Raw genomic sequence first — 22,990 nt, 5'->3', positions numbered from 1 at the left:
GCAGTGCCGGCCTTTTCGCCGGCAAGCCGGCTCCTACACTGAGGGAAATCGCACTCAGGAGGTAGCCGCCTGATGTACAAGGACCTCAAGTTCCCCATCCTCATCGTCCACCGGGCGATCAAGGCCGACAGCGTCGCCGGCGAGCGCGTGCGTGGCATCGCCGCCGAACTGGCCCAGGACGGTTTCACCATCCTCGCCGCCGCCGACTACACCGAAGCGCGCCTGGTCGCCGCCACCCACCACGGGCTGGCCTGCATGCTGATCGGCGCCGAAGGGGCCGGCGACAACAACCACTTGCTGCAGCACATGGCCGAACTGATCCGCCTGGCCCGCCTGCGTGCACCGCACGTGCCGATTTTCGCCCTGGGCGAGCAGGTCACCCTGGAAAACGCCCCCGCTGAAGCCATGAGCGAGCTCAACCAGCTGCGCGGCATCCTTTACCTGTTCGAAGACACCGTGCCCTTTCTTGCCCGTCAGGTGGCACGGGCGGCACACAACTACCTCGATGGCCTGCTGCCGCCGTTCTTCAAGGCGCTGGTGCAACACACCGCACAGTCGAACTATTCATGGCACACGCCGGGCCACGGCGGTGGCGTGGCTTACCGCAAGAGCCCGGTGGGGCAGGCCTTCCACCAGTTCTTCGGCGAGAACACCCTGCGTTCGGACCTGTCGGTCTCGGTGCCCGAACTCGGCTCGCTGCTCGACCACACTGGCCCCCTGGCCGAGGCCGAGGCCCGCGCTGCGCGCAACTTCGGCGCCGACCACACCTTCTTCGTCATCAACGGCACCTCCACCGCCAACAAGATCGTCTGGCACGCCATGGTCGGGCGTGATGACCTGGTGCTGGTGGACCGCAACTGCCACAAGTCGGTGGTGCACGCGATCATCATGACCGGCGCCATCCCCCTCTACCTGTGCCCGGAGCGCAACGAACTGGGCATCATCGGGCCGATCCCGCTCAGCGAGTTCAGTGCCGAATCGATCCAGGCGAAGATCCAGGCCCACCCGTTGGCCCAGGGCCGGGCGGCCAGGATCAGGCTGGCGGTGGTGACCAACTCCACCTACGACGGGCTGTGCTACCACGCGGGGTTGATCAAGCAGGCGCTGGGCGCCAGTGTCGAGGTGCTGCATTTCGACGAGGCCTGGTTCGCCTACGCCGCTTTCCACGACTTCTTCACCGGCCGCTACGCCATGGGCACGCCCAAGGCCGACGATGGTCCGCTGCTGTTCAGCACCCATTCCACCCACAAGCTGCTGGCCGCCTTCAGCCAGGCGTCGATGATCCATGTGCAGGATGGCGCCACCCGCGCGCTTGATCGCGACCGCTTCAACGAAGCGTTCATGATGCACATCTCCACCTCGCCGCAGTACAGCATCCTGGCCTCGCTGGACGTGGCCTCGGCGATGATGGAAGGCCCCGCCGGGCGTTCGCTGCTGCAAGAGATGTTCGACGAGGCGCTGAGTTTTCGCCGGGCCCTGGCCAACCTGCGCGAGCACATCGCCGCCGATGACTGGTGGTTCAGCATCTGGCAGCCACCGGCGACCGAGGGTACTCAGCGCCTGGCGGCAGCGCACTGGCTGTTGCAGCCGGGGGCAGAGTGGCATGGCTTTGGCGAGGTGGCGGACGACTACGTGCTGCTCGACCCGCTCAAGGTCACCCTGGTGATGCCGGGGCTGAACGCCGGTGGTGTGCTGGGCGAGCACGGCATTCCGGCGGCAGTGGTCAGCAAGTTCCTCTGGGAGCGCGGGCTGGTGGTGGAGAAGACCGGGCTGTACAGCTTCCTGGTGCTGTTCTCGATGGGCATCACCAAGGGCAAGTGGAGCACCCTGCTCACCGAACTGCTGGAGTTCAAGCGCCATTACGATGGCAATACCGCGCTGGCGCAATGCCTGCCCAGTGTGGTCAGCGAACAGCCCGCGCGCTACCAGGGGCTGGGCCTGCGTGACCTGTGCCAGCAGTTGCACGACTGCTACCGCACCAATGCCACCGCCAAGCAGCTAAAACGGCTGTTCACCAAACTGCCGGAGGTCGCCATGAGCCCAGGCCAGGCCTATGACCGGATGGTGAAGGGGGAGGTTGAAGCGGTGCCGATCGAACAGCTGCTGGGCCGGGTGGCGGCGGTGATGCTGGTGCCGTACCCGCCGGGTATCCCGCTGATCATGCCGGGCGAGCGGTTCACCGAGGCGACCCGCTCGATCCTCGATTACCTGGCGTTTGCCCGGGCCTTCGACCAGGGTTTCCCGGGCTTTGTCGCCGATGTGCATGGCTTGCAGCACGAGCACGGGCTGTACACGGTCGACTGCATCAAGGAATGCGAATGATCTCGACGCCGGTCTGGGCCAGCTCGAAACGGTCCTCGCCCAGGTAGTTGACCCGGTCGCCAATGGCCAGGCGGTAGGTGGTGATGGGGGCACCGAGGGTGCTGCCGTCGGCCTGGAGCGTCGACTCCTGGAACTCGTGCACGGGATAGATACGGCCTTCGGCGTCGCGGGCGTGGAACTGGCCGACCATTACTGCTGCCATTTTGGGTGGAACCCTCTGAAACGTTGGGGAAATGTCTGAAGCCATAGACCAGCGAAACGCCTGGGAGTTTTTGCCCGGGCACAAAAAAATCGGGAGCCCGAGGAACGGTCATCTATAACTAGTACGTCCCATTTCCCACGCAGAGGATGCAAACGCCATGAGCCAGGTTTATACGGTAGCGGTCGTTGTCGGCAGCTTGCGCAAGGACTCCTACAACCGCAAGGTGGCCCGCGCGCTGTCTGAGCTGGCACCGTCCAGCCTTGCCCTGAAGATCGTCGAGATCGGCGACTTGCCGTTGTACAACGAAGATGTCGAGGCCGAGGCACCGCCTGAGGCATGGAAGCGCTTTCGTGACGAGATCCGGCGCAGTGACGCGGTGCTGTTCGTCACGCCTGAGTACAACCGTTCGGTGCCCGGTGGCTTGAAGAACGCCATCGATGTGGGCTCGCGGCCCTATGGGCAGAGCGCCTGGAGCGGCAAGCCGGTGGCGGTGGTCAGTGTGTCGCCGGGGGCCATCGGCGGCTTTGGTGCCAACCATGCCGTGCGCCAGTCGCTGGTGTTCCTCGACATGCCCTGCATGCAGATGCCCGAGGCTTACATCGGTGGGGCAGCGACGCTGTTCGAAGACAGCGGCAAACTGAGTGAGAAGACCCGGCCGTTCTTGCAGGCGTTCATCGACAAGTTCGCCTCGTGGGTGAAGTTGAACAGGGCGGTCTGAGTCGAAAAATCGCGGGGCAAGCCCCTCCCACGCCAGCGTGCACTGGCAAGGTGTGGGAGTGGCTTTGCCCCGCGATGAAACCTTGCATCAAGCGCTTTGCGGCATCTCGCCCTTGGCCAGGCGCCGGTTGATATCGGCAATCACCTCGGGCAACTCATTGATCGTGTCGATCAGGTAGTGCGGGCGCGAGCTGGCGAACAGCTGGTGAATTCGCTTGCGCTCGCTCTCCAGTTTCTCTGCGCTCAGCGCCTGGTAGCCTTCCCAGGTCAGGCCCAGGGCATTGCCCGAGCACACCAGCGCCACGGTCCACATCCCGGCGCGGCGGCCTTCGAGAATACCCGGCACGGTGTCGTCCACCTTCACGCACGCCGCCACATCATCGATGCCTAAGGCAATCACGTTGGCCAGGGCCTGGGCCGGCCACGGGCGGCCGTTCGGGGTTTCGTCGGTGGCCACCACGTGGTCGGCGACGTAGCCATTCTGTGCGGCCAGCTCGACCACTTTGTCCATCACCACTTTCGGGTAGCCCGAGCACGAGCCGATCTTCAGCCCGTCCTCGCGCAGCCCGGTGAGGGTGTCCAGTGCGCCGGGGATAAGCGCCGAGTGCACGGCGATCTTCTCGATCTGCAGGGGCATGAAGCGTTCGTAGATGGCGGTTACGTCATCGTCGGTGGGCGTGCGGCCAAACACCTTGCAGTAGCGCTCGGCGATCTCCGGTACGTCGCACAGGGTGCGAATGTGGTCCCACTTGCCCATGCCCATCGGGCCGCGGGCCTCTTCGATGGACACTTGCACGTCGAACTCGGCGAAGGCCTCGACGAAAATCTGGGTGGGGGCGAAGGAGCCGAAGTCGACCACGGTGCCGGCCCAGTCGAGGATGGCGGCTTGCAGCTGGGTAGGGTTGCTGTAGTTCATGTGCGCATGTTCCTGAAGTTGGGTAGGCGGAGGGTCAGATGTCCAGCACTTCCATTTCCCGCAGCACTTCGGCCACGGCGTTGACGGCGGCCTGCATGCCGTCCGGGCCGACCACGCCGATGCAGCCGACGCGGAAGGTTTCGACCTGGGTCAGCTTGCCTGGGTAGAGGATGAAACCCTTGGCCTTGACCCGCTCGTAGAAGTCCTTGAACTGGTAGCGGGCGTCGGTGGGGGCGTGGAAGGTGACGATGATCGGCGCCTGGATGGCGGCGGGCAGGAAGCTCTGCAGGCCGATCCTGGCCATGCCGTCGAGCAGGGTCTTGCAGTTGTCGGCGTAGCGCTGGTGGCGTGCCGGCAGGCCGCCTTCCTCAGCGTACTGCTGCAGCGCTTCGTGCAGCGCGGCGACCACGTGGGTCGGCGGCGTGAAGCGCCATTGGCCGGTCTTGGCCATGTAGGCGTGTTGGTCCTGCAGGTCCATGGCCAGCGAGTGGGCGTTGCCTTCGGCGGCGGCCAGGGCGGTTTTCTCGGCGAAGACGAAGCCCATCCCCGGCACGCCTTCTAGGCATTTGCCGGACGCTGCGATCAGCGCCTCGAAGGGGACTTGCCGGGCATCGATCGGCAGCGCGCCGAACGAGCTCATGGCGTCGATGATCAGCCGTTTGCCGTGGCGCTTGATCACCTGGGCGATCTCGGGCAGCGGATTGAGGATGCCAGTGCTGGTCTCGCAGTGGATCAGGGCCACGTGGGTAACGGCCGGGTCGGCAGCCAGCAGGCGGTCGACGTCTTCGGCGGTGGTCGGCTGGTCTTCGGCGGTTTCGAAGGTGCTGTAAGAGCGGCCCAGTACCTTGCAGATTTTCGCCAGGCGCTGGCCGTAGGCGCCATTGATCAGCACCAGCACCTTGCCGTCACGCGGCACGAGGGTGCCGATGGCCGCTTCCACGGCGAAGGTGCCGCTGCCTTGCAGGGGCACGCAGTGGTGGCTGGCGGCACCGTCGATGATCGCCAGCAGCTGCTCGCAGACGCTGGCGGTCAGCTGGTTGAAATCGCGGTCCCAGGAGCCCCAGTCCACCAGCATGGCTTGGCGGGTGCGGGCGGACGTGGTCAGGGGGCCGGGGGTCAGCAGGATCGGGGCGTTGCTCATTCCGTGGTTCCTCACATGCGGTGGGCTGGAAACTTATGGGGCCTAGGTTGCAATTCGCAGGTGTATCATTCAAATTGTTTGTTGTTATGCCAGCCATAAGTCAGGCCGATAGATATGAACCTGTTCCAGCTCCGCGCCTTCGATGCCGTCGCCCGTGAAGGCAGTTTCACCCGCGCCGCCGAGCGCCTGTTCATCAGCCAGCCGGCGGTCACCGGGCACGTCAAGGCGCTGGAGGAGCACTACCAGATCACCTTGCTGCGGCGCACCGCGCGGCGGGTAGAGCTGACCGAGGAGGGCACCCGGCTGGCGGCGATCACCCGGGCCATGTTCGGCCTTGCCGAGGAAGCCCAGGCGATGCTCGAAGCCAACCGCCAGTTGCTGACCGGGCGCCTGGAAGTGGCTGCCGACGGGCCGCACCGGGTGATGCCGATGCTGGCGCTGCTGCGCGAGCGCTACCCCGGCATCACCGTCAACCTGCGCCTGGGCAATGCCCAGGAGACCCTGGCCGCATTGCTGTCCGAACATGCCGATGTTGCGGTGCTGACCGAGATCGAACCGCGCAAGGGCCTGCACCTGCAGAGCCTGTGCCAGTCGCGCTTGTGCGCGCTGTTGCCGGCGGGGCATGCCTGGGCCAAGGCTGACGGCGACCTGCCGCTGGCCGCGCTGGACAAGCAGATCATGGTGTTGCGCGAGCCGAGCTCGACCACCCGGCGCACCTTCGACAAGGCTTGCGCCGAGGGCCGTGTGCAGCCACGGGTGCTGCTGGAGCTGGACAGCCGCGAGGCAGTCACCGAGGCAGTGGCGGCCGAGCTGGGCATTGGCGTGGTGTCGTCCACAGAAGTGGCCCATGACCCGCGGGTGGTGGCACGGCCGTTGAGCGGTGCGGGGCTGGTCAACCAGCATATGATCGGCTGCCTGGAGCGACGTCGCGAGCTGCGCCTGATCCAGGCGTTTCTGGGGCTGGCCGCCAGTGTCTGAGCGGCCTAAGATGGCCGCCACGGAGCGCAGCGGACAGCCGATGAGCGAGAAAGACACCATCTCCATGCAACTGGTGCGTGAGGCCCTGTTGCAGACCTGCCCGGCTGGCGCGGCGGATGCCGTGCTGCTTGGCCGTGCCGGTATCGATGCCGGCCAGTTGGAGTTGCCCGAGGCGCGGGTCAGCGCGGAGTCCTACGCGCGCCTCTGGCGCCTGCTGGCGCGACGCTGCAACGATGAGTTCTTCGCCATGGACTCGCGCGGCCTGCGCAGTGGCAGCCTGGCCTTCATGTGCCGCGCGGCCATGGCCCAGCCGACCCTGGCCGAGGGTTTGCACACCGCCCTGGGCTTTCTCAGTCTGATGCTCGAAGACCTGCACCCCGGGCTGGTGCGCCAGCCAGGCCTGGCCGAGATCGTCATCAACGAGCCTTGTGACGAGCCGCGCCGAGCCTTCACCTACTTCACCTTCTGGATGATCGTGCATGGCGTGGCCTGCTGGCTGGCCGGGCGGCGTATACCGATCCTGGCCATCGACCTGCGGTGTGCCGAGCCACCGTTCTGCGACGACTACCGGGTGATGTTCTCCGAGAACCTGCAGTTCGACCGCCCGCGCACGCGGATGATCATCGCCGCCGACTGCCTGGACCTGCCGCTCAAGCGCACGCCCGAGGAACTGCAGCGTTTTCTTGCCGAAGCACCGGGCAACATTCTGGTCAAGTACCGCGACCCGGCCAGCCTTGGGCGGCGCATCCGCCACGACCTGCTCGGCCTGGACCCGGCGCGCTGGCCTGATGGCGACAGCCTGGCCCGCCAGCTGTGCCTGTCACCCTCCACCTTGCGCCGGCGCCTGGCCGACGAGGGGCAAACCTACCAAGGGCTCAAGGACAGCGTGCGGCGCGAGCTGGCGATTGCCTGGCTGGCCGAGGCCGAGCCAGGCCTGGGCGAGATTGCCGAGCGCCTGGGTTTCGCTGACAGCAGCTCGTTCTACAAGGCGTTTCGCAAGTGGTTCGGCTGCAACCCCGGGCATTATCGGGCGCTGATCCAGGCCCGCGACACGACAGGCTGAAGGGGTGGTTTTCCCGCTGCCGTCGTGATGATCACGGTCCCACTGTGGAGCCCCCTCCACCTCAAGGACGATCATCATGTCAGTGACTGCGTCAACCCATCCAAAGCTGCTCAATGCTACCGATGACTTCATCGGTGAAATCCTGCCGGGCTGGCTCAAGCTCGCCACACCCGATCAGCTCAAGACCTTGCGTGCCTGCTTTGAGGCGCACCACGACAGCCAGCAAGTGCTGCGTAAGACGCTGGGGCAGCTCAAGGCTCCCGCAGCCTACGGCAAAGCGCTTCTGGCACCTGCACTCCAGACGCTGACGGGGCAGACGCTCGACCTGGACAAGGCGCAGTGGCGCGAGCGCGGCCTGGGGTTTGACGCAGCCCTCAACAGGGCTGAATTCAAAAATAGCTATGCCCCGGCCTTGCAGCGCTTGTTGCAGAACTTCAAGCAGGGCCAAAGCTTCTATGACGGCACTGCTCTGGTTTATCCCGCGGATCCGGCCACTCAGGCTCCGGAGCAGGTGCTGACCACACAGATGGACGGGTTGGTGACGCTGTGCCGCACGTTGGATGTGGGCGGCAACTACCAGAAACACCTCGACGAGGTATTCGATGGCCCGTTCATGACCGTGCTGGCCAAGGACCTGCGCCTGCAGTTGGCACTGGCCACGCAAATTGCCTCGCTCAAAGGGCAACTGACCGCAGACGACCTGAGGATGCTGAGCCGGGTTACCCAGCAGCAGGCGATCAGCCACTCCAAGAGCGTCAGTGTCAGGTGCGGTGAGGTCAAGGTGTTGGATGCACGGGTCGATGGTGCGCTGGCGTTCGAGCTGCGCGGCAGTTGGGAGTACAACGGGCAGGGCGCGACATTGCCGATCAAGCCGCTGAAGGGGGTGATCCTGTACCTGCCGATGGACCGGGAAAAACCACTACAGCACTACACGAACTGGGGTGAAGCGAACCTGGCCCTGGGCGAAAAGGTGCGCGACGCCGCCTACCGCCAGGCCTTGGAACAGCGGATCGCCCTGGCGGATCGGGCGGCCTACCTGACGACCCTGGGCAAGCGCCTGAGTGACCCGAACACCGATATGCAGGCGTCGTTCTCAGAGGTTACCGCTGAGCTGTTCGACACCGTGGCGGGCCGGCATCTGCAGCGCATTCGTAACGATGCGCAGTTCCTTGTGGTGCCCACGGCAATGGTCGATGCCGCTGTGTCGAGTGCGCGGGCCAAGGCGTTGCAGACGGCCGGGCTGGTGCTGCTCGGCCTCGCCGGTTTGTTCGTGCCGGGCGTCGGGGCGGTGCTGTTGGCCGACATGATCCGTCAGACCCTGCAGGAGGTTTACGCAGGGATCGACGACTGGAGCCAGGGTCATCGGCACGAAGCGCTCGAACACCTGCTCGGCGTGGCGCAGACCTTGGCAATTGCCGGGGCGACCGTTGGCGTGGCGCGTTTCGTGCGCAGCACCTTCGTCGAGGGCCTGGTACCGGTGCAAACCCAGGATGGCAGGCAACGGCTGTGGTCCGACGACCTGGCGTGCTTTGCGCGCAGTGCGCCGGCCGAAGGGCTGGTCGAACTGGACAACGGGCTGTTGAGCGACGGCCATGACCACTGGTGGCGGGATGCCGAGGGCCGGTACTACCGGGTCCGTCCGAGTGATGGGCGCAGCACCTGGCAGCTGGTTCATCCGACGGACGCGTCTGCTCCTGCGCCGCAGTTGGAAAGCAATGGCGAACGGGCCTGGCGCCTGACCTCCGAGCACCCGCTGGAGTGGGCGGGGGAGCGGGCACTGCTGGCGCGCCTCTGGCCGCCGGCGGGCCGGCTGGATGAACCGCGGGTAGGTGACATCCTCAGGGTGGCCGATGTCGATCAGGCGCAGTTGCGCGGCTGGCTGGTGGAGGCCAGGCCGATGCCCGTGGCGTTGCGTGACACCCTGGAACGCTTTGCGGTGGACGCTCGGCTGCAAGCCTTCTTCGATCAGGTAGACGAGGGCCAGGCCAGCGACGCTGAACTGCTGGCGTGGTGTGTCGAAAAACAGGATCTTGCCGGCGAGCCCTTCGCAGAACAGTTGGCCGCCATCAGGGAAGATGCCCCGCACTTGAGGGCGCAGATGCTTGAGCACTTCTCCCGTGGATACCTGCGCCAGGATGCGCAGCTGGCCCTTCTGCAGCGCGATTTTCCAGGTTTGCCGGATGCCTATGCCCTGCGTTTGCTGGAGCAGGTCACGGCCGATCAGCGCGAGCGAATGATCGCCGAGTCGCGGATCCCCCTGGCGGTCGCCGAACAGGCGCGCGCGTTGCTGCGCGTGGCCCAACTGACGCGCATGCGTGAGGGGTTGTACCTGCGGGGCAGTTACAGTGAACTGACCACCGAGCTGGTGTTCGCCCTGCTGCGGCGCAGGGTGGGCGTGCAAAGTTCGTTGAGCCTGGTCTTGCGCGAGGGTTCCGATGTCGGCCCGACCCTGGCGCGCCTGTATCCGGAAAGCGGGGCCGGGCAGATCACCACGATCATGGTGCGGCGCGACGGCCGCTTGCGGTTGTATGACCAGGATGGCCGCGATGCGGATATCGAAGTGGCCGAGCCCTGCGGGTTGCCGGAAGTGCTGTTGGCGTGGTTGCCCCAGGCCGACCTGCAACGGTTGGGTTGGCAAGGCGCAGACGCCAGCGAACGCGTGCTGGCCGACCTTCGCGCGTGGCTGCCGGCGGATAGCCTCGCCTTGTCGCGGCTGGTCGGGCTGCGTCAGCAGCGGCCGTGGTTCGTCCCGCTGCAACGCTTGGAGGATGGTCGGCCCGGCTACCCCCTCAGCGGCCGGCGGTCCGGGCGGACGATGAGCCACACAATCTTACGTAACCGGGTGCGGGCCCTGTATCCCGGTTTCAATGATCGTCAGGTGGACACCTTCGTCGATATCCTCCTTGAGCAGCCCGGTTCGGCGTACGCCAACCTGCAGGTGCATGAACGCGCTTTTCGTCAGCTCGACGAAGTGCTGAATCGCTGGGTCACGGCGGAGCAAGCCATCCCGCGCCAGGACTTGCGCAGGCTGGTCGCCAGGGAACTGCTGCGCAGCTGGCGCCTGGAAGGCGAGCCGGTGGTGGCCGAGCCGGGTGATCCGGAAGGTCGCCGGTTGGGGCTGATCGGCATTCCCGTCGGCAGTCTGCCCGAGTTGCCCGCCGGTGCCGATTTCAGCCATGTCACCGACCTGACACTGGTTGGCCTGCGCCTGGAGCGCCTGCCGTCGGGCTTCCTGCGCAGTTTCCCGCAGTTGCGCAGGCTTATCCTGAGCAACAATCGATTGCGGGCCATCCCGGACGATATCGGTCGCCTGACGCATTTGCGGATGGTGAACCTGGCACGTAACCAGATCCGGCTAACCACAGGCGGCGCCCAGGTGCTTCGCAACCTGGCAACCATGCGCCACCTGGATCTGAGCAACAACCCGCTGGGCACGGTGCGCCTCAATTTCAACCAGATGTCCCGCCTGCGTGAGATCAACCTGCAACGTACCGGCTTGCAGGCCATCCCGCCAGGGTTGGAGTGGTGTGGCTTCCTCGATTATGCCGACCTGCGCCACAACCAGATCATGAGCGTGCCCCAGGCCTTGCTGAACGCCCCATTCGAGATTCGCCAGGCGCTGGACTTGACGGGTAACCCGTTGTCAGTGGCAACCCGCCTGCGCCTGCGTGCGCCCCTCAGCTTGCCGCTGCGCGGCGCCAGTGCGCTGGTACAGCCTGTCGCAAGCCGTACCCTGTGGCTGCAGACCCTGGAGACAGATCAGCAGGGCTTGCGTGGCGAGCAATGGGACACCTTGCGCAACGAGCGGGGCGGCGAAGGGTTCTTCGAGCTTTTGCAGGAACTGAGCGAGACCAGCGATTACCGTCGGGCTCGCGCAGACCTCGGGCGCCGTGTCTGGGAAGTGATCGAATCCGCCGTGCAGGACGGAGCCCTGCGCGAGGAGTTGTTCAACCTGGCGGGTAGCCAGCGTACGTGCGTGGACAGCGTGGCCTCTTGCTTCAGTACCCTGGAGGTGCGCGCGATGGTTGCCAGTACGCTGCGCGAGCTCGATCCGGAGCAGGCGGTGGTGGCTCGTTTGAACCTGGCGCGTCGGTTGTTTCGCCTGGACCAGGTGGAGCGTATCGCGCGTGCCGACATCACCCAGCGCAATGCCGAGGGTATCGGCGTTGACGAGATTGAGGTGAGCCTGGCCTATCGCACGAGGCTGGCCACGGTACTCGACCTGCCCGGGCAACCCAGGACCATGCAGTTCGAGGGCATTGCCGAGGTGAACCAGGAACAACTGGACAGCGCTGCGCGCGAAGTGCGCACCCGCGAAGCCGGGGATGGCCTGGCCGAGTACATCAGCCAACGGGATTTCTGGTTGGCGTACCTGCGCGGTGAGTATGCCGAGCGCTTCACGGCGGCAGAGCAGCCATTCTGGGACCAACTCGATGCGTTGGAGCAACAGCGGCAACCGGAAAGTCAATACCTGGCTGCCATGAACCAGCTCGCCCGTGACCGCGAGAAGGCACTGCAGCAACTGGCCTTGCAACTGACCCGCGAGGCATTGGCCGCGCAAGGCAGCGGCGGGCATTGATCGACGCGGCAATGCGGTTGGCCAATGCCAAACCGGTCATCCAGATTGACGCCTTTGGCCATTGCCGGGGTGGGTGAGCGGCGCGAACATCGTCAGACCAATGGTGCACTCCAACAATAACAAGCCAGGAGTCTGACGATGCGCGATTACGCCGAGGCCGCCCGTTCGTTCAACTACGCCCAGGCCGCTGCTGAGGCCTTGCATGGCAACCTCGAAGCCCTCAACGCCTGCGTCGAATGCTGTGACCGACATGTGGGCGAGGACAAGCCTGCGCTGATCTGGGAAGACCGCGACGGCAACGGTGGCCGCTACAGTTTCGAACAGTTGCAGGCGCTTGCCGCGCGCTTCGCCAACGTGCTCGGTGCGCAAGGCGTGGTGGCGGGGGACCGGGTTGCCGGCCTGATGCCGCGCACGCCCGAACTGCTGGTGACGATCCTTGCCACCTGGCGCCTGGGCGCGGTGTACCAGCCGTTGTTCACCGCCTTTGGCCCCAAGGCCATCGAGCACCGCCTGGAACAATCCCATGCGCGGGTAGTGATCACCGACCGTAATAACCGACCCAAGCTCGATGATGTTGTCGGTTGCCCGACGGTCATCACCGTGGACGCGGCAGTGGGCGAGCTGGACTTCCATCAGGCGCTCGAGGCGGCTGATGCGCATTGCGAACCTGTCATGCGTACGGGCAACGACCCCTTCCTGCTGATGTTCACCTCCGGCACCACCGGGCCGGCCAAACCCCTGGAAGTACCGCTGCGTGCCATCGTCGCCTTCCAGGGCTACATGCGCGACGCCATCGGCCTGCGCCCGCAGGACAACTTCTGGAACCTGGCCGACCCGGGCTGGGCCTACGGTCTGTACTACGCCGTCACCGGCCCGCTGGCGCTGGGCCATGCCACCACCTTCTACGATGGGCCGTTCAGCGTCGAAAGCTGTGCGCGGGTCATCGCCAAGCTCGGCATCACCAACCTCGCCGGTTCGCCCACCGCCTACCGCCTGCTGATCGCCGCCGGCGAGCAGTTCGCGGCGCCGATCAAGGGCCGCCTGCGGGTGGTCAGCAGCGCCGGCGAGCCGCTCAACCCGGAAGTGATCCGCTGGTTCGCCGACGAACTGGGGGTGACGATTCACGATCACTACGGCCAGACCGAACTGGGCATGGTGCTGTGCAACCATCATGCGCTGGAGCACCCGGTACACCTCGGCTCGGCAGGCTTCGCCATCCCCGGCCACCGCATCGTGGTGGTGGATGGGCAGGGCGGCGAACTGCCGGCCGGGCAGCCGGGCATTCTGGCGGTGGACCGCGAGCAGTCGCCGCTGTGCTGGTTCGCTGGTTATCACGGTTTGCCGACCAAGGCCTTCGTCGGCAAGTACTACCTGTCCGGCGACACCGTCGAGCTCAATCAGGATGGCAGCATCAGCTTCGTCGGCCGTAGCGACGATGTGATCACCACCTCCGGCTACCGGGTCGGCCCGTTCGACGTGGAGAGCGCGCTGATCGAGCACCCGGCGGTAATCGAGGCGGCGGTGATCGGCAAGCCCGACCCCGAGCGCACCGAGCTGATCAAGGCATTCGTGGTACTGGCCAAGGGTTACGCGGGCAGCCCCGAGCTTGAGGAAACCCTGCGCCAGCATGTGCGCCAACGCCTGTACGCCCACGCCTACCCGCGTGAAATCGAATTCGTCGGCGAGCTGCCCAAGACCCCGAGCGGCAAGCTGCAACGCTTCATCCTGCGCAACCAGGAAGTCGCCAAACAACAAGCCGCGCAGCCGATCGCTGCGGGCGCCTGAAGGAAACCCGACATGCATATCCAGAACAAGCACTTCATCGTCAGCGGCGCGGCCTCGGGCCTGGGCGCCGCCACCGCGCAAATGCTCATCGAAGCCGGCGCCAAGGTCATGCTGGTCGACTTGAACGCCGCCGTCGTCGAGGCCAAGGCTCGCGAGCTGGGCGACAATGCCCGCTTCGCGGTGGCCGACATCAGTGACGAGCAGGCCGCCCAGGCGGCAGTCGCTGCTGCCGTCAGCGCCTTCGGCAGCCTGCACGGGCTGGTCAACTGCGCCGGCATCGTCGGTGCCGAGAAAGTACTGGGCAAGAACGGCCCGCACGCCCTGGGCAGCTTCGCCAAGGTCATCAACGTCAACCTGATCGGCAGCTTCAATCTGCTGCGTCTGGCCGCTGCGGCCATGGCCGAAGGCCAGGCCGACGAGGGCGGTGAACGCGGGGTGATCATCAACACTGCCTCCATCGCCGCCTACGACGGCCAGATCGGCCAGGCCGCCTATGCCGCGTCCAAGGGCGCGATTGCCAGCCTGACCCTGCCGGCCGCCCGTGAACTGGCGCGCTTCGGCATCCGTGTGATGACCATCGCCCCAGGCATTTTCGAAACCCCGATGATGGCCGGCATGACCGAGGAAGTGCGCGCGTCCCTGGCTGCCGGGGTGCCATTCCCGCAGCGCCTGGGCCGCCCGCAGGAATACGCCGCGCTCGCCCGCCATATCATCGAGAACAGCATGCTCAACGGCGAGGTGATCCGCCTCGACGGCGCGCTGCGCATGGCTGCCAAATAAGGAGCAATGAACATGACCCTCGCCAATGACCCGATCGTTATCGTCAGCGCCGTGCGCACGCCCATGGGCGGCCTGCAGGGCGACCTCAAGAGCCTGACCGCGGCGCAACTGGGCAGCGCGGCGATCCGCGCCGCCGTGGAGCGCGCCGGCATCGATGCCGCCAGTGTCCAGGAAGTGCTGTTCGGCTGCGTGCTGCCTGCCGGGCAAGGCCAGGCCCCGGCCCGCCAGGCCGCCCTGGGCGCCGGTCTGGACAAGCACACCACCTGCACCACCCTGAACAAGATGTGCGGTTCGGGCATGCAGGCGGCGATCCTGGCCCATGACCAACTGCTGGCCGGCAGCGCCGAGGTGATCGTCGCCGGTGGCATGGAGAGCATGACCAATGCCCCCTACCTGCTGGACAAGGCCCGTGGCGGCTACCGCATGGGCCACGGCAAGATCATCGACCACATGTTCATGGACGGCCTGGAAGACGCCTACGACAAGGGCCGGCTGATGGGCACCTTCGCCGAGGATTGCGCGCAGAACGGCGCCTTCAGCCGTGAGGCCCAGGACAACTTCGCCATCGCCTCGCTGACCCGGGCGCAGGAGGCGATCACGAGCGGTCGCTTTGCCGCCGAGATCGTTCCGGTTGAAGTTACAGAAGGTAAAGAGAAGCGTGTCATCAAGGATGACGAGCAACCGCCCAAGGCGCGCCTGGACAAGATCCCGCAGCTCAAGCCGGCCTTCCGCGAAGGCGGCACCGTAACGGCTGCCAACTCAAGTTCGATCTCCGACGGCGCCGCGGCGCTGGTGCTGATGCGCAGCTCCCAGGCCGAGAAGCGCGGCCTGAAACCCCTGGCGGTGATCCATGGCCACGCGGCTTTCGCCGACACCCCGGCGCTGTTCCCCACCGCCCCCATCGGCGCCATCGACAAGCTGATGAAGCGCACCGGCTGGGATCTGGCAGAGGTCGACCTGTTCGAGATCAACGAGGCCTTCGCCGTGGTTACCCTGGCGGCCATGAAGCAGCTCGACCTGCCCCACGACAAGGTCAACATCCATGGCGGCGCCTGCGCCCTGGGCCACCCGATCGGCGCCTCCGGCGCACGCATCCTGGTGACCCTGCTGTCGGCCCTGCGCCAGAACAACCTGCGCCGTGGCGTGGCAGCCATCTGCATCGGCGGTGGCGAGGCCACGGCCATGGCCGTCGAATGCCTGTACTGAGGTGAACCATGCTGGTAACTGACGAGCAACAACAGATCGCCGACGCGGTGCGCAGCTTCGCCCAGGAGCGGCTTAAACCGTTCGCCGAGCAATGGGACAAGGAGCACCGCTTCCCCAAGCAGGCCATCGGGGAAATGGCCGGGCTTGGCCTGTTCGGCATGCTGGTGCCGGAGCAGTACGGTGGCAGCGATACGGGCTATGTGGCCTACGCCATGGCCCTGGAAGAAATCGCCGCAGGCGACGGTGCCTGTTCGACCATCATGAGCGTGCACAACTCGGTGGGTTGCGTGCCGATCCTCAAGTTCGGCAGCGAGGCGCAGAAGCAGCAGTTCCTCACGCCGCTGGCCAGTGGCACCATGCTCGGCGCCTTCGCCCTGACCGAGCCCCAGGCCGGCTCCGACGCCAGCAGCCTGAAAACCCGTGCGCGCCTGAACGGCGACCACTACGTGCTCAACGGCAGCAAGCAGTTCATCACCTCAGGGCAGAACGCCGGGGTGGTGATCGTCTTCGCCGTCACCGACCCTGACGCCGGCAAGCGTGGCATCAGCGCGTTCATCGTGCCCACCGACGCCCCCGGCTACCAGGTGGCGCGGGTCGAGGACAAGCTTGGCCAGCATGCCTCCGACACCTGCCAGATCGTCTTCGACAATGTGCGCGTGCCGGTGGCCAACCGCCTGGGCGAAGAAGGGCAGGGCTACAAGATCGCCCTGGCCAACCTCGAGGGCGGGCGCATCGGCATCGCCTCGCAGGCGGTGGGCATGGCCCGCGCCGCCTTCGAGGTGGCCCGCGACTATGCCAACGAGCGGCAAAGCTTCGGCAAGCCGCTGATCGAGCACCAGGCCGTGGCCTTCCGCCTGGCCGACATGGCAACGAAGATTGCCGTGGCCCGGCAGATGGTGCTGCACGCCGCTGCCTTGCGCGATGCCGGGCGCCCGGCGCTGGTAGAGGCCTCGATGGCCAAGCTTTTCGCCTCGGAAATGGCCGAAAAGGTCTGTTCGGATGCCTTGCAGACGCTCGGTGGTTATGGCTATCTGAGCGACTTCCCGCTGGAGCGCATCTACCGTGATGTGCGGGTCTGCCAGATCTACGAAGGCACCAGCGACATTCAGCGCATGGTCATTGCGCGCAATCTTTGAAGGAGCAGTCTGCATGGCATTCGAAACCATCCTGTTGGACATCCACGGCAAGGTCGGCCTGATCACCCTCAACCGCCCGCAGGCGCTCAACGCCCTGAACGCGCAGATCGTCGGCGAGATCAACCAGGCCCTGGACCAGCTCGAGCGTGACCCGAACATCGGCTGCGTGGTGCTGACCGGCTCGGCCAAGGCCTTCGCCGCTGGCGCCGACATCAAGGAAATGGCCGACCTTAAGTACCCGCAGATCTACGTTGAAGACCTGTTCAGCGACGCCGACCGCGTCGCCAATCGCCGCAAGCCGATCATCGCTGCGGTGTCTGGCTTTGCCCTGGGCGGTGGCTGCGAGCTGGCAATGATGTGCGACTTCATCCTGGCCGCTGACAACGCCAAGTTCGGCCAGCCGGAAATCAACCTCGGCGTGCTGCCGGGCATGGGCGGCACCCAGCGCCTGACCCGCGCGGTGGGCAAGGCCAAGGCCATGGAACTGTGCCTGTCCGGCCGCCTGATGGGCGCCGAGGAAGCCGAACGTGCCGGCCTGGTGGCACGCATCGTGCCGCAGGCCGAGCTGGTGGAGGAGGCGCTGAAGGTGGCGGCGACCATCGCCAGCAAGTCGATCCCGGTCAGCATGATGGTCAAGGAGAGCGTCAACCGCGCCTTCGAAGTGACCTTGAGCGAGGGTGTGCGTTTCGAGCGCCGGGTGTTCCATGCGGCGTTCGCCACCGAAGACCAGAAGGAAGGCATGTCCGCGTTCATCGCCAAGCGCGAGGCGCAGTTCAAGGACCGTTGACCGGCATGGGCGCTGCCCTGGCAGCGCCTTTGCCCGGATTACAGGTTGAAGAAATACTGGCCGGCGGCTGCGCTGGTGATGGGTGCGCGATAGACCTCGACCACTTTGCCTGTGGCATCGGTGTATCGCTGCCCGGCAACGTGACGCTGGGCGGCGCTTTTCAGGTGCCCGGCAGTGAAGTCGGCCTTGGGTGTGTCCAGCGCGGGGTAGTGAAAGTGCGCATACCACAGCACTGTCCCCTGATGGCTGATGCCGTATTCATCGAAATAGTCGACCGGTCGGCCCTTGACCTTGGCCAGCCGGGTGCGGGTGCCCATGCGCTGGATCTGCACCGCGCCCTGCTCAAGCAGAAACTGCACTTCGCCCATGCGCGGCTGTTGCGCAATGGCGGCTTCAATGCGCCGCTGGGTTGCTGCGACGTGCAGTTCATCGGCCAGGTTGCGCAGCGCCCCGACCATCCGTTCGGCGTCCAGCCCGTGGCTCGCTTCATCGGTTTGATTGTCTTCGGTGAGGCGGCGTTCGATGTTTTCGGCCTGGGTCAGCAGGCGCGCGCGGTGGTGTAGCAAGGCCTCTTCGATCTCCACTGGCAGGTAGTGGTCGGCCGCCCTGTGCAGCTTGCCCATCTCCTCCCGTGCCTTGGCCAGCAAGGTGCTGGCGTCCCTGAGCAACCGCTTGAGCTTCTGCCTGCCAGGCAGGACGGGCGCCTTCTGCACTTTCAGCTCCACCCAGTTGCCGTGCTTCAGGTGGTAGGTTCGCCCGGCCGTCTTGTTGTCAGGCCCAGGGATGTCGACGGTGTTCACATCACCTTCGCGTGGTGCGGCCAACAGCAGGCCGTGCTCGGCGGTTTCGATCAACCCAGGCACCTTGTTGCGCAGTTGGACCAGGGTGCTGACCGGTGGGAAATCCGGTAGCTCGGCGAGGTCGGCGGCTATCTGCTCGAGGATACGGCCAAGCGTGCTCTGCAGCTTGCGCAGCGGCTGTTGGGCGGCTTCGCCTGGCAGTTCTTCGGCGACCTTGCCCAGGTGACGCCCGGCCGCCATGAAATGCTCCTGGATACTGCGCAGCAGCCGCGCCGCCACTTCCGTATCGGGGTTCTGCAGCTTGAACAGGGTGGCACGCTGGGCGATCCCGAGGCTGATGTTGTCCAGGAAGCGGTCGCACCAATACACCGCAACGCTGGTCAGCCCATGGCCCAGGGTCAGCCGATTGAGTTGTACTTCCAGCTGCAGGAACTGAAGGTCGAGCTGTTGCTCAAGTGTTGCGGGTACGGACGCGGCGAGGTCTCGCCAGGTGACGATGTCGGGGGTTTGCTGGCTGGCCAGCCTGCCCAGTTCGGTCTGGCACTGGCGCAAGCGTTTGTTGTTTTCGAGCCGCTGGTCCAACAATTGCTCTTGCAGGTCCAGGCGCCTGAGGACAATGAGCTCATCGGCCTTGGAGAGGGATTCGAGCGATGCATCGAAGACCTGCAGCAGTTGATCGCGGACCGGACGAAAGCGTTTGATCAGGATTCGATTGAGCGCCCGCAGGCAATAACCGGCCTGATGCAGCGCATAGGCATGGACGAGCTTGAACATGCGGATTGGTTGTATGGCGTTGCGGGTGGTTGCGTGCTCCAGGTGTGTCATCCAGAACCCGTACAGGGCCTGCATCTTGTCCTGGCACTGACTCAGGGCGTTGTCGGTGGTGGCGACGCTGACGACATTGTCGATGGTCTGCATCTCCTTGTACTTGGCGTCGAACATCAGCTTATCGGCGCTCAACAGGTCGTTGGCCGTGTGAAACGCAGCTTCTTTGTTCAGCTGCAGCTTGCGGATCTGTTCTGACAGGGGCATGCCACCTTTCAGGCGCAGGCCGAGGTCCAGCTGCCAGCGGCCGGCTTCATCACGCTGCAGCCACGGGCCTGGGCCAAGGTCCGGGCCGATGATCCGCGTCTGGCTACCGGTGCTGTTGGTCTCGACCCGGTAGGGCTTGCCGTCCAGCAATGTGTAGAAATGAGTGTCATGCAGGTACAAGCCACGTAATGCGCCAGTCGGCACCGGGGCACCGAGTGAGGCGGGGGCAAGCCCGGCCTGCAGCGCCTCGAGGGCCGTGCGTTGCGTGAGGGTCAGGTGGCGGTCAGGGCGCGACCAGCTGAAGTCGAGTGTTGGAAGCACCCTGTCGACTACCGGTATCGGCCTTGGCAGGGCCGGGGCGGGCTCCGGCAGCGTAGCCGGGATGGCGGCAACCTCGGGTTCCTCGCCGTGCTCCAGGCGCAGGCGGAAGATCGAGTGGGAGAACAGCAAGATGGCGATGTTCACCAACAGGTTGACCATGGCCAACTGGTGATCGCCCGGGTTGCGCTGCGCATCGGACTCGACGTAATCGGCGATGGCCACTTCCATCTGCGCAAGCCAGGCCACCTTGCCCAGGGTGCCGCCTGCCAGTGGCAGCAAGGTGTTGAACAGCAGCCAGCCGAGTTGCTTCCAGCTTGCCCAGCGGGTCTGTGCGGTAGTGGCTGCGTGCGCCTCGAAGCGTTCGATCGATTCGTTCACGCAGGCCAGGTAGAGCGTTGCGCCCGGGTCGTCAAGCGCAGGCTCGACACTGAGGCTGACCGGGGCGGGTGTGCTCAACGGTACGGCGCTGGTGTCGTCGAGCGGGACGAACAGGTGCGGTTCGAGAAAACCACCATGGGCATAGAACCTGCGGTCTTCGGCGGGCAGGCGCTGCAGCAGGTCATCTTGCAGGTCACCAGGAGTACTGATAGCCACGAACAGCGCCAGGCGGTCGCTGAAATACAGCAGTGAATCCTCGTGCAGTGGGCGATACAGCAGGCAGGCATCGGCTCCAGGGGCTTGCGGCTCGATCAGCCAACAATTGCGCGGGTGGTCGGGCGTCGCGCCGGGCGACTTGATAAAGCCCAGCGCACGCATGACCCAGCGTGACGTAGCCTCGCCCGCGGTGGTCGCGAACACTTGCGCGACATGGCTGCTGATCTGCGGGTCTGGCAGCTTGCCGCGCAGGTACAGCTCCATGGCCAGGGCCGGCAGCTGGGTGCGCAGTTGGGCGCTGAGCAAGCGCTGGCGTTGTGCACGCGGCTGGGCAGCGTCCAGCAATCTGCTGCGCAACATGGCCGGGTAGGCGCTGGCGATGTCCAGTTCGCTGACCAGGGTGCGCAGGTAGTTTTCGTTCATCCAGGCCGGCAACGGCTCATCGCCGCTGTCAATCAGCTCCACGCGCCCAGGCTTGAGCAGGCCCAGGTTGCCGATGGCCAGTTGGGCGAGCGAGTACGTCACTGGCGTCACCGCACCGGAGGTGACGATAACGCCCTGGCTTGGCGCGGCCGCTGCCGCGGTCTGGTGGTTGATGACCTGCACCTGTTCGGGCTTGAGGGCGCTGTCCGGGTGATCGGCAGCCAGGCGCTCTGCCAGCCGGCGGTTGGCGAAGTCTTCAGCGTTGTCGATGCCGTCGAGCCAAAACTGGCCATCGACGTCGTGATAACCCTGGGCGACATCGATCAGCAGCGTGCTGTACTGCAGCAGTGGCTTGCTCGGGGCATCGCGCAGCCAGTCTGGCAACTGCGTGGCAAGCGGCTGGCGGCGCAGGGCTTCGGCACTGCTGCACAGGTCGATCATGTCGGTCAGCCGGTCCAGGTCCAGGCTCATGTCGATGGCGTCCAGCTTGCTGCGGTATTGCCCGGCAATGTGCTGTATCACCTGCAATTGCTGGTTCAGCAGGCCGAGGGCCTGGGCTTCGAACGGCGAATGGCTGATGGCGCCGATGCTTACCTCGCGGGCACTGGTGTGGGCGTTGTCGGGCCAGCAGCGGGCGATGGCGTCCAGCAGGTGCTGGCGTGAGGTGAAGCTGAGCAACTTGCCGGTGAGGGTGTACAGCAGGGTCAGCTCGCGCCCCGGGTCGCGGTCGTTGTGCTCGATCAGCACGGCGCTACTAAGGTCGACATCGAGCTTGCCGTCGGCCGCGAAGTCGACCGCCAGCGTCGAGACGGCCAGCCCGTTGGTGTTGCTCCAGGCGTTGCGCTGGCTTGGCACGGGATGATCGTGTACCAGCGTGGCGGCGGCCAGGGCGAAGTGTGGCAGGCTGGCTGCCTGGTCGTGCGTGCCGATCGCGTCCTGCAACTGTTTGCGCAGGTAAGCGGCGTACCAGCCCCAGGGCGTCTGGCCATCGCTGCCTGCGCGGCTCCAGTAGGCGATCAGCTGCTGCTGGTAGTTTTCCAGCAGGTGCGGTGCGGCCTCGTTGATCAGCAGTTCGACGTCGTGCAGGTCGAGGTCGACCTGCCAGGCAGGGTCCGCTGACAGGCGGGTAGTCAGGGCATCTTCACCCGGGGTCAGGTTGAGGGTATGGCGTTGGCAGTAACGCTCCACCAGCACCTGGGTCAGTGGGCGTATCCATGTCTTGCCTGGGGTTCGCTGACGACTGGCGAGGTACAGGGCGCGTGGGTTGTGAAGGGGGCTCAGCTGGCGCTGCCGCCATTGTTCCTCAAGCAGGTCGGCGGCGGTCTCGAGCAGCGCTGGGCGTTGGTTGAAGTGCCTGGCGACCTGGCAGTCGAGATCGCTGAAGAGGGTCAGGCGTTGATGCAGGTTGTCGCTCATGGTCACGAAGGCTCCTTGGTTGAAGGGGCCCATCTGGCGATAATCGACGGTGCCTGCGGCGTTAGCCTGTTACCACCTTGCGGCGTGACGGTTGGCAGATGGCGTGGCGCTCGGGCATTTGTTGCGGCATATTGCTCGGTGACGCCTGGTAGACGCACCAACCTTGGAAAACTGGGCACCAGCGGGCGGATTCCTCGGTATTTCGGTCAAATCTGCCGTCATTTCTGTTGCCCCTTGCCGCTTGGCACCTTAGACTGCCGCCCCCTGTAAAAGAGTGCCGGTTGGCGCTTGAAGAATTCCGCTGCCGATGAGCCATCATCGGCAGCACTCGAATCGCCCAAATGCACATTTTTTCATAGAGAAATCGATGACCAAGGAACAGTTGCTGGCCATGTCGGCCGATGACTACATGAATGCCGACCAACTGGCGTTCTTTACCAAGCTGCTGCAAGCGATGAAAGTCGAGACGCATGAGCGCATCGAACTCAACCGCACTGCCATCGAAGGCCTGGATACCCCGTCGGATCCTGCTGACGTAGCCTCGGTCGAGGAAGAGCGCACTTGGCTGGTCAACGCCATCGACCGCGATCAGCGCCTGCTGCCGCAGCTGGAGATGGCCCTGGACCGTATCGGCGACGACAGCTTCGGCTGGTGCGACGACAGCGGCGAGCCGATCGGCCTCAAGCGCCTGCTGATCAGCCCGACCACCAAGTACTGCATCGAAGCCCAGGAGCGTCACGAACAGCTCGACCGCCACCAGCGGCAGATCTGACACCCGACGCACTGCGCAAG

General features: G+C 65.3%; 15 protein-coding genes. 11 read left to right on the top strand and 4 right to left on the bottom strand.

The genetic code is table 11. The features are described from left to right. Positions 1-72: 72 nt before the first annotated feature. A complete protein-coding gene (locus L6D77_RS22165) occupies positions 73-2,322 on the top strand; it encodes an Orn/Lys/Arg family decarboxylase (protein ID WP_232883926.1) in 2,250 nt (749 codons plus the stop codon). Here L6D77_RS22165 and L6D77_RS22160 read toward each other — a convergent pair. Then, positions 2,306-2,524 (bottom strand): hypothetical protein, encoded by a 219-nt coding sequence (locus tag L6D77_RS22160; protein WP_110994558.1) that lies wholly within the window; start codon positions 2,522-2,524, stop codon positions 2,306-2,308. The genes L6D77_RS22165 and L6D77_RS22160 overlap by 17 nt on opposite strands. A gap of 157 nt (positions 2,525-2,681) precedes the next feature. Here L6D77_RS22160 and L6D77_RS22155 point away from each other — a divergent pair, with 157 nt between their 5' ends. Beyond that, positions 2,682-3,242, top strand: coding sequence for an NADPH-dependent FMN reductase (locus tag L6D77_RS22155; protein ID WP_232883927.1), 561 nt, complete (start codon positions 2,682-2,684; stop codon positions 3,240-3,242). 87 nt (positions 3,243-3,329) lie between these two features. Here the strand turns inward: L6D77_RS22155 and phnX are convergent, their stop codons facing one another. Then, positions 3,330-4,157 carry a phosphonoacetaldehyde hydrolase gene (gene phnX / locus L6D77_RS22150; RefSeq protein WP_236170171.1) on the bottom strand — a complete coding sequence of 276 codons (828 nt, stop codon included), beginning with the start codon at positions 4,155-4,157 and terminating at the stop codon, positions 3,330-3,332. 34 nt (positions 4,158-4,191) lie between these two features. Continuing rightward, positions 4,192-5,298: a 2-aminoethylphosphonate--pyruvate transaminase gene (locus tag L6D77_RS22145; protein WP_232883929.1), complete on the bottom strand. Its 1,107-nt coding sequence runs from the start codon at positions 5,296-5,298 to the stop codon at positions 4,192-4,194. 114 nt (positions 5,299-5,412) lie between these two features. On the opposite strand from L6D77_RS22145, the gene L6D77_RS22140 reads away from it, so the two are divergent. From L6D77_RS22140 to L6D77_RS22105, 8 genes are all read left to right on the top strand, one after another. Further along, positions 5,413-6,276 (top strand): LysR substrate-binding domain-containing protein, encoded by an 864-nt coding sequence (locus L6D77_RS22140; protein ID WP_232883930.1) that lies wholly within the window; start codon positions 5,413-5,415, stop codon positions 6,274-6,276. Between the two features lie 40 nt (positions 6,277-6,316). Next, positions 6,317-7,339, top strand: coding sequence for an AraC family transcriptional regulator (locus tag L6D77_RS22135; RefSeq protein WP_232883931.1), 1,023 nt, complete (start codon positions 6,317-6,319; stop codon positions 7,337-7,339). Positions 7,340-7,415: 76 nt separating this feature from the next. Then, on the top strand, positions 7,416-11,918 hold the full coding sequence (locus L6D77_RS22130) for an NEL-type E3 ubiquitin ligase domain-containing protein (protein ID WP_232883932.1): 4,503 nt from the start codon (positions 7,416-7,418) through the stop codon (positions 11,916-11,918). 138 nt (positions 11,919-12,056) lie between these two features. Then, positions 12,057-13,703 (top strand): AMP-binding protein, encoded by a 1,647-nt coding sequence (locus L6D77_RS22125; protein ID WP_232883933.1) that lies wholly within the window; start codon positions 12,057-12,059, stop codon positions 13,701-13,703. A 12-nt stretch (positions 13,704-13,715) separates the two neighbouring features. Further along, a complete protein-coding gene (locus tag L6D77_RS22120; protein ID WP_232883934.1) occupies positions 13,716-14,483 on the top strand; it encodes an SDR family NAD(P)-dependent oxidoreductase in 768 nt (255 codons plus the stop codon). A 12-nt stretch (positions 14,484-14,495) separates the two neighbouring features. Further along, the gene (locus tag L6D77_RS22115) at positions 14,496-15,689 is read left to right on the top strand and encodes an acetyl-CoA C-acyltransferase (protein ID WP_232883935.1); all 1,194 of its coding nucleotides are present in this window, start codon (positions 14,496-14,498) and stop codon (positions 15,687-15,689) included. An 8-nt stretch (positions 15,690-15,697) separates the two neighbouring features. Beyond that, positions 15,698-16,825, top strand: coding sequence for an acyl-CoA dehydrogenase (locus L6D77_RS22110; protein WP_232883936.1), 1,128 nt, complete (start codon positions 15,698-15,700; stop codon positions 16,823-16,825). Between the two features lie 13 nt (positions 16,826-16,838). Further along, the gene (locus L6D77_RS22105) at positions 16,839-17,612 is read left to right on the top strand and encodes an enoyl-CoA hydratase (protein ID WP_232883937.1); all 774 of its coding nucleotides are present in this window, start codon (positions 16,839-16,841) and stop codon (positions 17,610-17,612) included. 38 nt (positions 17,613-17,650) lie between these two features. Here the strand turns inward: L6D77_RS22105 and L6D77_RS22100 are convergent, their stop codons facing one another. Then, complete coding sequence (locus tag L6D77_RS22100) at positions 17,651-22,198, bottom strand: hypothetical protein (protein WP_232883938.1); 4,548 nt, start codon at positions 22,196-22,198, stop codon at positions 17,651-17,653. Positions 22,199-22,565: 367 nt separating this feature from the next. Here L6D77_RS22100 and L6D77_RS22095 point away from each other — a divergent pair, with 367 nt between their 5' ends. Further along, entirely contained in the window at positions 22,566-22,970 is a 405-nt protein-coding gene (locus L6D77_RS22095) for a TraR/DksA family transcriptional regulator (protein ID WP_232883939.1), read from the top strand. The last annotated feature ends 20 nt before the right edge of the window (positions 22,971-22,990 follow it).

This window comes from Pseudomonas parasichuanensis, assembly GCF_021601385.1.
Lineage (GTDB): Bacteria > Pseudomonadota > Gammaproteobacteria > Pseudomonadales > Pseudomonadaceae > Aquipseudomonas > Aquipseudomonas parasichuanensis.
Note: the sequence above shows the minus strand (reverse complement) of the source record. Positions and strands in the feature narration are given on the sequence as shown.